This is a genomic window from Candidatus Poribacteria bacterium, assembly GCA_021295715.1.
Lineage (GTDB): Bacteria > Poribacteria > WGA-4E > WGA-4E > WGA-3G > WGA-3G.
This window is the reverse complement of sequence record JAGWBV010000072.1, coordinates 1,640-14,749: the sequence shown is the minus strand read 5'-3', so window position 1 is coordinate 14,749 and position 13,110 is coordinate 1,640. Positions and strand designations below refer to the sequence as shown.

General features: G+C 48.7%; 11 protein-coding genes. All 11 read left to right on the top strand.

Features of this window, described 5'->3' with window-relative positions; translation table 11 throughout:
* The first annotated feature begins 86 nt into the window (after window positions 1–86).
* The 11 genes from prcA to J4G07_16840 all read left to right on the top strand — a co-directional run bounded on the left by prcA (window position 87) and on the right by J4G07_16840 (window position 13,054).
* On the top strand, window positions 87–803 hold the full coding sequence (gene prcA / locus J4G07_16890) for a proteasome subunit alpha (protein MCE2415663.1): 717 nt from the start codon (window positions 87–89) through the stop codon (window positions 801–803).
* Between the two features lie 220 nt (window positions 804–1,023).
* Complete coding sequence (locus J4G07_16885; GenBank protein ID MCE2415662.1) at window positions 1,024–2,382, top strand: proteasome accessory factor PafA2 family protein; 1,359 nt, start codon at window positions 1,024–1,026, stop codon at window positions 2,380–2,382.
* Window positions 2,383–2,490: 108 nt separating this feature from the next.
* Window positions 2,491–5,124 carry a pyruvate, phosphate dikinase gene (ppdK, locus tag J4G07_16880; protein MCE2415661.1) on the top strand — a complete coding sequence of 878 codons (2,634 nt, stop codon included), beginning with the start codon at window positions 2,491–2,493 and terminating at the stop codon, window positions 5,122–5,124.
* A 175-nt stretch (window positions 5,125–5,299) separates the two neighbouring features.
* On the top strand, window positions 5,300–5,869 hold the full coding sequence (locus J4G07_16875) for a Uma2 family endonuclease (GenBank protein MCE2415660.1): 570 nt from the start codon (window positions 5,300–5,302) through the stop codon (window positions 5,867–5,869).
* 55 nt (window positions 5,870–5,924) lie between these two features.
* Window positions 5,925–6,344 (top strand): cupin domain-containing protein, encoded by a 420-nt coding sequence (locus J4G07_16870; GenBank protein ID MCE2415659.1) that lies wholly within the window; start codon window positions 5,925–5,927, stop codon window positions 6,342–6,344.
* Window positions 6,345–6,500: 156 nt separating this feature from the next.
* On the top strand, window positions 6,501–7,628 hold the full coding sequence (locus J4G07_16865) for a Gfo/Idh/MocA family oxidoreductase (protein MCE2415658.1): 1,128 nt from the start codon (window positions 6,501–6,503) through the stop codon (window positions 7,626–7,628).
* Window positions 7,629–7,829: 201 nt separating this feature from the next.
* Window positions 7,830–9,287, top strand: coding sequence for an RtcB family protein (locus J4G07_16860; GenBank protein ID MCE2415657.1), 1,458 nt, complete (start codon window positions 7,830–7,832; stop codon window positions 9,285–9,287).
* Between the two features lie 643 nt (window positions 9,288–9,930).
* Window positions 9,931–10,755, top strand: coding sequence for a DUF1080 domain-containing protein (locus J4G07_16855; GenBank protein ID MCE2415656.1), 825 nt, complete (start codon window positions 9,931–9,933; stop codon window positions 10,753–10,755).
* Between the two features lie 313 nt (window positions 10,756–11,068).
* On the top strand, window positions 11,069–12,037 hold the full coding sequence (locus J4G07_16850) for a PD40 domain-containing protein (GenBank protein MCE2415655.1): 969 nt from the start codon (window positions 11,069–11,071) through the stop codon (window positions 12,035–12,037).
* Window positions 12,038–12,068: 31 nt separating this feature from the next.
* Window positions 12,069–12,776 carry a TolB family protein gene (locus J4G07_16845; GenBank protein MCE2415654.1) on the top strand — a complete coding sequence of 236 codons (708 nt, stop codon included), beginning with the start codon at window positions 12,069–12,071 and terminating at the stop codon, window positions 12,774–12,776.
* A gap of 17 nt (window positions 12,777–12,793) precedes the next feature.
* Window positions 12,794–13,054, top strand: coding sequence for a hypothetical protein (locus J4G07_16840; protein MCE2415653.1), 261 nt, complete (start codon window positions 12,794–12,796; stop codon window positions 13,052–13,054).
* Window positions 13,055–13,110: the final 56 nt, after the last annotated feature.

Sequence of the window (13,110 nt, the reverse complement as noted above, 5' to 3'; positions counted from 1 at the left end):
GCCCACACGGACTGACAGGGGAACCTGACACTACGTGTAACGAGACACCTGCGTTCGTCGCTCCTTGGAATCTGAAAGATACAGACATGTCCACACCTTATTATGTTTCACCGGAGCAAATTCGTCAGGATAAAGAGGATTTCGTCCGTCACGGCATTGCACAAGCGAAAGAGGTCGTCGTCTTAGAATTCCGGGATGGACTCCTGATGGTTGCCGAGAATCCACGTAAAACGACTTTTAAGATTTCCGAAATTTATGACAGGATTGCCCTTGCTGCGGCTGGTAGAATCGCTGAATTTGAGGCATTACGGGTCGCTGGTATTCGTGAATCCGAAATTAAAGGTTTTCGCTACTACCGTGAAGATGTTACCGCGAAATGGCTGACGAACCTCTATTCACAACACATGGGGGCAGTCGCACAAGCATGGGACGCGAAACCCCTGGAGATCGAACTTCTTGTATGTGAGGTTGGAACCGCCGATGCCTCAACAAATTCTGAGACGCAGAGAAATCAGATTTACCATATTGCATTTGATGGCATCTATTCGGAAGAGGAAAAGTACGCCGTGATTGGTGGACGTGCCACAACAATCACGGAAATTTTGGAGCAGAGATATACAGATGGTTTGGAGATGTCAGCAGCACTCCAACTCGTAAAAGAAACCTTTCAAACCGTTGAAGCAGATACTGAAGATGACTATGAAATCACCCCAGAAACGATAGAAGTGGCATGTCTTGAACGAACCGCCGAACGCCGAAAATTTCGACGACTCTCTACTGACGAGGTGACAACACTTTTCTAATTTTACCTTGCGGAGGAACAGCGCGTGTTCAAACGCTGACGTGCGTTCCTTAGATCCGCCCTCCACTACGTTACGGGCTACGGGTTTTGATGCTATCTTAAGAGGAACCCCTTTGTTAAACCAAAACCACTTGACCGACTGCCAACTGCCGAAGGCGATTTAACCCCAAAACCTGCTCGGAATGTAATGGAGAGCAGCTCAGAGGCGGATAATAAAAAAGATGAAACGTAGAATTTACGGATTAGAAACTGAATTCGGAATCATCTGGACTCCTGATGCCCCGCGTAGAAAGACACTCACCGTTCAGAACGTGGTGATGTATCTCTTCCGTGAAATTGTTGCTGGGAGAATGTATCCGGATGTTTTCCTTGAAAACGGCGCAAGGTTCTACCAAGACATCGGATGCCACCCGGAATACGCGACCCCTGAGTGCGATGATGTCACTGAACTCGTCGCTCACGATAAAGCGGGTGAGCGTATCATCACACGGCTTGCCAGCACTGCAGAACGGCGCATGCGCAACGACGGGTTCTATGGAAAGATTTCTATCTTTAAAAACAACCTGGATACCCCCGGAAATACGTATGGATGCCACGAAAATTATTTGATGGAACGACATGTCGATTTCCGTCAGTTGGCATCGCAACTGATTCCCTTCTTTGTAACCCGACAGGTTTTCGCAGGCGCGGGAAAAATCAAACCGAGTCATCGGGGTTACTACGCAATTTCGCAACGTGCTGAACACATTCGAGAGGAAATTTCTATCGGTACAACAACGGCGCGCGGGATTATCAACACACGCGATGAACCACATGCCGACCGAGAGAAGTACAGACGCCTACACGTTATCGTCGGAGATTCCAATATGTCCGAATTTTCGACTTTTTTGAAGGTGGGTACAACCGGTATTATCCTCCGTATGATTGAAGATAACTTTATTGAGCAGCGCTTCGCGCTCCGCAATCCCGTCAAAGCGATTCGGGACATTTCTGACGATATTACATGTACACATCCGATTGAACTCCAGAACGGGAAGCGACTCACTGCTGTCGAACTACAGTGGCAATATTTAGAATGCGCAAAGCGATATCTTGAACAAGCTGAATCCGATTCGACCACGAACCAGGTGATGGCACGCTGGGAGTATGTCCTTACATGCTTGGAAAGCGATCCGATGCAGTTGGACAGAGAATTGGACTGGGTCATTAAGTGGAAGTGGCTGCAGACCTACCTCACAAAGCGTGGGCTTGAATGGGATGCCCCACAGGTAAAACACTTAGATTTAAAATACCACAATGTGCGTCAGGGGGAAAGTCTCTACTACACCCTTGAAAATCGATCAGAAACTGAGCGAATTGTTAGAGATGAGCAGATTCGCCATGCTGAGCAATTTCCACCTGAACGGACGCGAGCGAAATTCCGAGGCAAATTTATCAAGAAAGTTAACGAGGGCAAAGTCCTGTGCGGTGTCAATTGGAGCTACATCCAACTTTATGAACCGTATCAGATTCTTTATCTCTCAACAGATCCTTTTAAACCCGAATTTGACGAAGCAAGTCGAACAATTTATTCAATCTAAATGGCTATCGGAAACCATCCGTAAGAGGTCTTCGTCTAACAAACCCTCTTTACTGACGACTGATGGCTATTCTACTGATGGCTGACGGCTAATAATAGGAGGCTATTGATGCCACAACCGAAGTACGTCTACTTCTTTGGAGGCGGTGAAAGTGATGGCAACGCCACAATGCGCATGCTGCTTGGCGGAAAAGGGGCGAATCTCGCAGAGATGAGCAATCTCGGTATACCCGTCCCACCCGGTTTCACTATCTCCACTGAGGTATGCAAATTATACTACGAAAATGATAAACAGTACCCTGCCGGACTTGACGCACAGATTGATGAGAATCTTGCGAAATTAGAAGCCGCGCTCGGCGCGAAGTTCGGTGATACCGAAAATCCACTCTTGCTCTCTGTCCGTTCTGGTGCCGCTGTCTCAATGCCCGGCATGATGGACACGATTCTCAACCTCGGCTTAAATGATGATGCTGTTAAAGGACTTATCGCCAGATCTGAAAACGAACGTTTCGCTTACGACTCATACCGACGCTTCGTCCAGATGTTCGGAAACGTTGTCCTTAATGTCGATCACGACGAGTTTGAACATCTACTTGAAGAAAAGAAAAAGTCAAAAGGCGTTACATTAGATACCGAATTAGAAGCCGACGATTTAGCGGCACTCGTCCGTGAATTCAAGAACGCCGTCAAACAGCACACAGGTAACGATTTTCCTGATGATCCGCGCACGCAATTAGATATGGCACGGAATGCCGTTTTTGAATCCTCTGGAAACCCCCGAGCGATCACTTACCGTCGCCTTAACGATATATCTGAAGAACTCGGACGGACGGCTGTTAATGTCCAAGCAATGGTATTTGGAAATATGGGTGGAACCTCCGGGTCAGGTGTCGCTTTCACGCGTAACCCCTCGACCGGTGCAAACCAATTTTATGGGGAATTCCTTATTAACGCGCAGGGTGAAGATGTCGTCGCTGGCATCCGCACACCGCTTCCAGTCGTCGAATTGAGAAACATCTTGCCCGAAGCGTATAATGAATTGGTCGATATCGGTTTGCGGCTTGAGAAGCACTATACCGATATGCAGGATGTGGAATTTACGATTCAAGACAGTAAACTCTACATGCTTCAAACCCGTAACGGAAAACGCACGGGTCAAGCCGCTGTCCGTATCGCTGTTGAGATGGTTGAGGAAGGCTTGATTGACAAACAGACTGCCTTGACGCGCGTCCCCGCGAACGACTTGGATCAATTATTGCATCCGAGCGTCGACCCAGATGCATCAGTTGAAGTGATCGCTCAAGGCTTACCCGCTTCCCCAGGCGCGGCTGTCGGTAAAGTCGTCTTCACGGCACTACACGCCGAAGAACTTGCCGCTGCTGGAGAAAAGGTCATCCTCGTCCGCACTGAAACATCACCAGAGGATATCGGCGGTATGGATGCCGCTGAGGGTATCCTCACCGCACGCGGCGGTATGACGAGTCACGCCGCTGTGGTCGCACGCGGTATGGGAAAAAGTTGTGTCGCCGGTTGCTCGGCACTGTTTATCAATGAGGCAGCACAAGAATTTTACGCAGAAGGGAAACGCTACGCTGAGGGTGATTTCATCACGCTCAACGGATCCACAGGCGATGTCCTGAACGGACAGGTGGCACTGATACAACCCGAATTGAGTGGACAATTCGGAATACTCATGGAGTGGGCAGATGAAGTCCGCTCGTTAGGTGTCCGCACGAATGCGGATACCCCTGAAGATGCCACAAACGCCAGACAATTCGGTGCAGAGGGCATTGGGCTTTGTCGAACCGAACACATGTTCTTCGGCGCAGGGATTGATGCCATCCGTGAGATGATTCTCGCCGATGAGACAGAAGAACGCGAAGCGGCGTTGGCGAAACTGCTTCCGCATCAACGTTCAGACTTCATCGGTATCTTTGAAGCGATGGCAGACTATCCGGTCACGATCCGAACGCTCGATCCGCCGCTTCACGAGTTCTTACCGAAAAATGAAGCTGAAATCCTTGAGCTTGCAGCGCGAATTAACGTTGAGCCGCAAAAACTCCGTGAGCGTGTTGAGGAATTACACGAATTCAATCCGATGCTTGGACACCGTGGCTGTAGACTCGGTATTGTCTATCCAGAGATAACCGAAATGCAAGCCCGTGCCATCTTTGAAGCCGCCGTCGAGGTCTCAAAACGCGGCATTACTGTGTTGCCAGAGATTATGATTCCGCTTGTTGGACACATCAACGAATTATCCTTGCAGCGCAAAATTGTCGTGGATACCGCTGAAGCCGTGTTTAGTGAGTCAGGCACCCGCGTTGCGTATCTTATCGGCACGATGATTGAACTGCCCCGCGCGGCACTTACCGCTGATAAGATTGCCGCCGAAGCCGAATTCTTCTCCTATGGCACCAACGATCTCACCCAGACGACTTTCGGGATGAGTCGTGACGACGCAGCGAAATTCCTTGACGACTATGTCAGAAATGGTGTGCTCGAATACGATCCGTTCCAGGTCCTCGACCAAGAGGGTGTCGGCAGCCTATTGCAAATCGGTTCCGAAAAAGGTCGCGCAACACGTCCTGACCTGAAAGTCGGTATCTGCGGTGAGCACGGTGGCGAACCGAGTTCTGTGAAGTTCTGCTACGGATTAGGGTTCGATTACGTATCGTGTTCCCCGTTCCGTGTGCCGATTGCGCGTCTCGCTGCAGCACAGGCTGTTATTGAGGCTGACGCTTAGTGATAAATAAAATGTGTCATTGTTATATAGGCGTGCGCGCTTTTGCTGTGCACACCTATATAATAGACTCAGCCTCCAAGATGTGAGATAGCAATTGGATTCCATACGAGTATGTGGTGAAATGTCAAAAAGTGTAGAAGATATGCTTAATGACACATCATAGGAGGAAAAAATAATGGATTCTCAGGATGTTCGTCAATTCTCTCAAGAAGAACTCCCTCCTGAAACCTCTACAATGACGTTGGAGGAATTCCTTGAAAGCGACTTAGAGGGATATGAATACATTAAAGGGGAATTAATACCGGTGCCACCTACGTCAATAGAACATGGCGACATAAGTATGAACTTAATTTCGCTCTTAAACTCGTACGTGCGCGAAAATCAATTAGGACGCATTTATATGCCAGACACAGGTTTCCAGGTTGGTGAACGTGTGCTGATACCAGATATTGCATTTCTTTCAAACGAACATATACCAGTCGATCGGAGCAAAGCATCTCCGGTCCCACCAGACCTCGCCGTTGAGGTGGTTTCTCCAACAGATATATTACATCGGGTTGAAGAAAAGGCATTTGTCTATTTAGAGGCAGGCACACAACTGGTATGGGTGCTTAAGCCTGTGTCTAAAACGGTAACGGTCTACCGTTCAGAGACGGACATCACGCTACTCACTCGGAATGACGCTCTCACCGGTGAGGATGTTGTTGAAGGATTTTCTTGTCAGGTGGCAGAACTTTTTGAATAGGTAAAAGTAACAGGCACAGGAACTGTGCCGTCAGCATTGAAAAGGAAAACACACAATGCTAATCGCAGATGTAAATGCAATGGAAGGACGAACCTATCCCGCCCGTAGACGCACTAAAAATCTTGTCGGTGGTGCGTCCCCAATCCAGATAGACGAATTCTGCATGGGGTTTGTTGTTTTAGAGCCAAACGGTGGGCAAGTGCCCTGGCACAACCACGAACAGGAAGAAATTTACTTCATCGTTGAAGGCGAAGGTGAAATGTGTCTCGGTGAGGAACGCCAAACCATTTCAGCGGGGCAGACGGTATTTATCCCTTCTTGGATTTTCCATCAACTCACGAACACCGACTGTTATGGACCCGCAGGCGATGTGGCACATTGGAAACAGGAACTCGCTGGCACACTCCCGAAAGCTGGCGTTGACGCGCCACCACTCCCTGAAGGCGCGGCACCCCAATGCACGGACAAGCCTTAAGAATAGCCGTCAGTTTTCAGTTAAGAGCGGTTTGTAACAATCTTCGACTGCTTGGAGCGTTCCAAGAGATGGTAAATTGTCATACGAAACCTCTTGCTGATCGAAGGATTATTCATGACGAATCATACCCAAAAAACACACCGTGTTGGTATCATCATGAACGGTGTAACCGGCAGGATGGGAACAAACCAACACCTCATCCGTTCTATCTTGGCAATCGCAGAAGAGGGTGGTCTCCCGATTGGTGACGGCGAAGTGATTATGCCCGACCCGTTTCTCGTCGGTAGAAACCCAGCGAAATTAGAGAAGCTCTCCGAAACCACTGGTGTCGAGAAATGGGGCACGGATCTCGACGCGGCTCTCGCTGACAACGCTTATTCCGTCTACTTTGACGCGCAGGTTACGTCCCGCCGAGTGGAAGCAGTCGAAGCCGCAATATCTGCAGGAAAACACATTTATTGTGAAAAACCGACTGCCACTTCAACCGCTGATGCCTATCGTCTTTATGAACAGGCGGCAAAGGCAGGACTCAAAAATGGTGTCGTTCAGGATAAACTCTGGCTCCCCGGTATCCAGAAACTGAAACGCTTGATAGATGCTGACTTTTTTGGAAAGATTATCGCTGTCCGTGGTGAGTTCGGTTATTGGGTCTTCCAAGGCGATGCGATCCCGACGCAACGCCCGTCTTGGAACTACCGTGTTGAAGACGGTGGCGGTATTATCCTCGATATGTTTAGCCACTGGCGATACGTCATCGACAACCTTTTTGGTGCCGTTAAAGGGGTCTCCTGTATTGCTGCGACACATCTACCCCAGCGATGGGATGAAGATGGGAAACCATATAAATGTACGGCGGAAGATGCCGCCTACGCGACGTTTGAATTGGAGAACGGTATTATTGCGCACTTTAACTCGTCTTGGGCAGTCAGGGTCCGCCGCGACGATCTGCTGACGATACACGTAGACGGTTTGAACGGGTCTGCCATTGTAGGCTTGAGAGACTGCTGGATTCAACCGCTCTCTGGCACGCCGCGTCCGGTCTGGAATCCTGACATCGAACAACCAATCAAGTTCTTCGACGGATGGCTCAAGGTTCCTGAACAGGAAGAGTATGAGAACGCATTTCGAGCGCAGTGGGAACTTTTCCTCCGACATGTCGTTGCCGATGAGCCGTTCCCGTGGACCCTACTCGCAGGTGCGAAAGGTGTACAGTTGGCAGACAAGGGCATGGAATCGTGGCAAACCCGGAAGTGGGTAGAATTGCCGGAATTGTCCACCTTGTAGGTTGAGTTGAGCGTATGTAGAGACAGGAGACTTCCTCAGATGGCGTATAGCAATTTTACATTAGACACAGTGCTGGAAGCGTTTGATTTGGAAGAGGTTGATGCCGCGACATGGCTGCTTATCAAATCGCTCAGTGTGACAAGATTCTCGGTATCCTGACAAGTATGGTTGAACAAAAGGCGTGATGCGGAACGGAAGATTATGGCACAACAAAATGTAACCCTCCAAAAACTTGATGAATATCGCTGGCGCATCCCGAAGAGTTACATGAAAGGTATGCGTGTGGACGGCATCGTCTACGCCAACGAGAAACTCCTTAAGCAAGCCAAAAGCGATGAAGCACTGCAGCAGGTTGCAAACGTCGCACATCTCCCTGGCATCGTCGGACACTCCCTTGCCATGCCCGATTTGCACTGGGGTTACGGCTTCGTCATTGGGGGTGTTGCTGCCACGGATCCGAAAGCAGATGGTGTCGTTTCTCCAGGTGGTATCGGATACGATATAAACTGTGGCGTCCGCCTGATTCGGACGAACCTTGATGTCTCACAACTTGAGGGGAAACGGAAAGCACTCGTAGCCAAATTGTTCGAGAACGTTCCGTGCGGTGTCGGCTCCAGCGGCAAAATTCGGCTCACCATCCAAGAGGAACGGCAGATGTTAGAAAAAGGCGCGCTATGGGCAATTGAACGAGACTACGGGCACGTCGAAGATCTCGACTTTACAGAAGCGACCGGTTTCCTCCAAGACGCAAATGCCGACGCGGCGAGTCAACGTGCCTTGGAACGCGGCAAAAACCAACTCGGCACCCTCGGTTCGGGTAACCACTTCCTTGAAGTCCAAGCGGTTGATCGTATTTTTTACCGAGAAGCCGCCGATGCAATGGGATTGAGCGAAGGGAACATCTGCGTCATGATTCATACCGGTTCGCGGGGTTTCGGCTATCAAATCTGCGATGAACACGTCAAAAGTTGGGTCAAAGTCGCTGAGAGATACGGTATTAACCTCCCCGACCGTCAACTCGCCTCCGCACCAATCAATTCACGAGAGGGACAGGATTACATCACGGCGATGGCGTGTAGTGCGAACTATGCGTGGAACAATCGACAGTGTATTATGCACCTTGTCCGTCAGACCTTCATGCAGTTTTTTGAGACGACAGAAGATGAACTCGGCTTAGAACTCGTCTACGATGTAGCGCATAACATCGGGAAGTTTGAGAAGCACACCGTCAATGGTAAAGAACGCGAGTTATTTATCCATCGCAAAGGCGCGACGCGTGCGTTCCCTGCGGGGCATCCCGAAATCCCCGATAAATACCAGAAAATCGGTCAACCCGTCTTAATTCCGGGCGATATGGGAACCGCGTCCTACGTGCTTGTCGGGAATCCGGGTGCGATGGCAGAAACGTGGGGAACAACCTGCCACGGTGCCGGCAGAGTTCTCTCGCGCCGAAAAGCGATCGCCTTGACGAAAGGACGTTCTATCCAGAAAGATTTAGAGGCACAAGGTATCTACGTCCGAGCAGAAGGCAGACGCACTCTCCAAGAAGAAGTTCCCGAAGCCTACAAAGACGTTGACGAAGTCGTTCGTGTCGTTGACAAAGCGGGACTTTCCCGTCGTGTCGCGCGCCTTCGACCCATCGGTGTTGTAAAAGGTTAAACTTCAGCGTCGGTGATTCCTATATACTATCGCCGGCGGGGTTTCTTCAAGAAACATCCTATCAAAAACACCTCATCCGTTTTTATTTTTAAATTTTGCTACGATGTCTATTTTTTTATCATAAACTGTCGAAAAAATAGGCAACGCCCCGTAAAAATTGCCCAAAACAGCCCATTTTCGATTGGCACGAAAATTGCTCAGGTCTATGTGAGCCTCCTTGGGTAAGCCGGAGCCATAATTCCTATAAGGTGTGCCTTGCAAGTTCCTGTTGCATGCGTTAGTTCAATTGAAATCCCTGAAACTCTTGGAACCGATTAGGAATGTGGTCTCCGGCTCCTTTTTTCCTCGCTGACGTGAGTTCTCATCTTGCCTTTCCCCGATTTTATCGTAAAATTTGCTTTGTAATCCTCCCGAATCCGTATATAATCTGATTTATGCACCTTTTCTATCTCAAAATTGTGTCTTTAATAAATAAGCAACAAACCACTGTTTAAGATTATTTTCAACTGAAAACAGAATAGATGTAGATGGTTCAAATCTGCAGCGGTTGATAAACCGGGGTAGCAACGGAAAAAATGTCGCGGTCGCTGCCGACGGATGGAGGCACATCAGGAAGGGTCACAGACAGTAAAAGGAGATAGGTATGAAATTGGTAATGATTGCAAGTATGATTTTCCTCTTTACCTTCCCAGCAAGGGGAGGGGTGTTTCAGGAAAATTTTGATAACGGAAACTTGGATGCGTGGCAGGAACTTATTATGACACAGGATTTTCTTTTTTTTGATGTGGACGATCCGCCTCCCGGTTCTTGGGAAATCGTTGACGGTGAACTTCATGCGGTAAGTCCTGATGAGAGCACGCGTCTGCTCACAATTGGTGATGAGACTTGGCGCGATTACACCATCGAATTTGATGTCAAACCACTTGATAAACCGGGTCTTAGCAATATCGCTATTGCCGCTCGAATCAAGGGAAGTTGGGTGGCATGGTGTGTCATCGGCGATTTGCCGGCATTTCGCAAAAATGCCTCCGAAGCTCTGCTGGGTGCTGGCAATTTTCATGACCGAAACACAATTTTCTACACACATGCCGAGCTCCATCGTTCTTTAAAATTAAACAGGTGGTCGCAGTTGAAGTTGGCAGTTGAAGAAAATACCCTAAATTTTTGGATTAACGGTAAGCTGGTTATTGGACCCGTCCAACTTCCAAACCGTAAAACCTTCAAGGAGCATGAAGCTGCCAGAAAGGCGCACCCAGTTAAACCGGGAAATATAAGGATAATTCACCCATTAGCGTTAGACGGATTTCACAACTTTTTGACAGGCGCAGCGGGCCTGGGTCTCTCGAATCAGACGGCGAGATTCGACAATATTGTAATCACCGGCGACAGTATCCCTGACAGCGGTGGTTTATCGGTAACGCCGAAAGCAAAACTCACGACGGTCTGGGGAAGTCTAAAGCGTTTTTAATACAATAATGCGAGAGAAGCGTCTGTTTGTTTTTTGTCTGCGGTGAAGTCAAAGCACAACACCGAAACTGACCTTAACATCGGTTTGTTTGCGTTGAGAAGGAAAATCAATGCTGTTCAAAATACTTCGGTCTTTCCAATGGGTTATAGTTGGACTGACTGCCGCGGTTGCCCTTCATTAAACACCCAGTAGCAGCGATCTCCAAATCGCGACCCTTGACAAAATATCTACACATTCTGAGAGAAATTTGTGTTATGATAACGTAAATTGAATAATAAAGATGCGAGTATAAATGCAGATTGGAGGATCTTTCATGAAATTCACACGACTTCTTTCTATTTTTAGTCTCATATTTTTCTCTTCAAGCCTTTGCAACGTCTTGGCGCAGGCTCCTCAAACCCCTAAAATCGTATTTCCCTTAATCGATAGCGGCAATTCGGAAATCTATCTGATGAACCCTGATGGTACGGAGCAAGTGAGACTCACCCATAACAAGGCATTTGATGTCTCCCCGATGTGGTCTCCTACAGGTGAGCAAATCCTTTTTACCTCAGACCGGGATGTGGTCCGTGACCTATACCTCATAGATGCGGATGGAAAAAATGTGAAACGGGTATTCGGCAAATCAGCGGATAGAACGCACCCGACATGGTCTCCTGATGGAAAACAGATTGCTTATACGCGGCGCGAGCAAGGCAAATGGTTCATCTATATCGCGTCTATAGACGGTAAAAAAGAGGAGCGTATGGCGATCGGTGGCAGTCCAGCGTGGTCTCCAGATGGCACGGAGATCGCCTTTCTTACGGGTTGGCCCGAGCGTATGCAAATAAGCCTGCTTAGCGTTAGCACAGGTAAACAGAAAGTCCTCTTTCCCAAACCGGTAAAACCTTCGTGGATGACTTCTCCGGCATGGTCGCCATCGGGTGACAAGATAGCGTTTACTTGGCTCCACAAGGCACCTTTAGGAGATTTCCTTGATACAGAGACAATTTACATCATAAACCGAGATGGCACGGGTCTTCAACAGGTTATCCCTGAAGGTGTCGGCATAGAAGGCTCTCCGGTTTGGTCCCCGCACGGAAATGAACTCCTTTATACCCAGTATATCGATGGAAAACAGATGCAAATCTTCAAAGTTGGATTGGACGGAGGGGAACCCGTGCGGCTTACGAATCCGATGTTTTGGCATTTTACAGGCGATTGGTTCGATCCGGCGTATGCGCTGCCAGTTTCACCGCAGCCACAGTTGCTAACAACCCAATGGGGAGAAGTGAAGAAGTGAAACTAAAGCAGGACTTTCGGAGAAATATACAATGCGAACTCAGTATCTGCCCGTTTCATTTGTGCTAAGTGTTGTCATATTAGGTGCGAGCGTCTGTCCAGTGCTTGCCAAAGCACCCGATACGGCGAAAGTTGTATTCGCGTCATCTCGTGATGGAAATTATGAAATCTATCTGATGAATCCGGATGGAAGTGAGCAGGTTAATATCACCAATCACCGTGCAAACGATATTTCTGCAGTTTGGTCGCCAACAGGTGAACACATCCTTTTCGCCTCTGATCGTGAGCAGAAGGCATGGGGGAATTGGGATTTGTATCTTATGGAACCAGATGGCTCTAATGTACAAAAGGTGTTCGACAAGTCAAAAAATAGATCCGGTGGAAGATGGTCGCCAGACGGGAAACAGATTGCTTACACTTCCTTTGAAAAAGGACAATGGACGGTCTATATCGCATCGATAGACGATAAAAAAGAGGAGCAGGTGGCACTTGGTAGCAGCGGGGACTGGTCTCCAGATGGGACGAAATTAGTGATGAAAGTCGGTTGGCCCAAGCGCATGCGGATCGTGATGCTTGACCCCCAAACAGGCAAACAAAAATTCATTTTCCCCCCGAAGCACGTCCTTCATGGATGGGAAGCAGCATCGAGTGGTCACCGATACGCAATAAACTCGCGTTTTCTTGGCTCCATCGGGTGCCGTTGGAAGACTTCCTTGAGACGGAGACCATCTACACTGTGAACCCGGACGGGACAGATATGCAGCAGATTGTCCCTGAAGGCGGACCGCGCGCAGTGAATCCGATATGGTCGCCGCGTGGAGATACCCTCCTTTATCAAAAATTGGCTCCAGGCAATAAATGGAAAATCTTTAAAATTGGATTGGATGGGGGACAACCTGTGCAGCTTACGGAGCCGGGTTTCCACCATTTGGGAGATTGGTTCGATCCAGAATTTGCGCTACCTGTCTCACCCCAACCGCAGTTGCTCACAACCACATGGGGAAAACTCAAAAAGTAGTTTCGCACCTATAGATTCAATCAACCTGAAGGAATCAACTTCCGCAACGTCTGAAT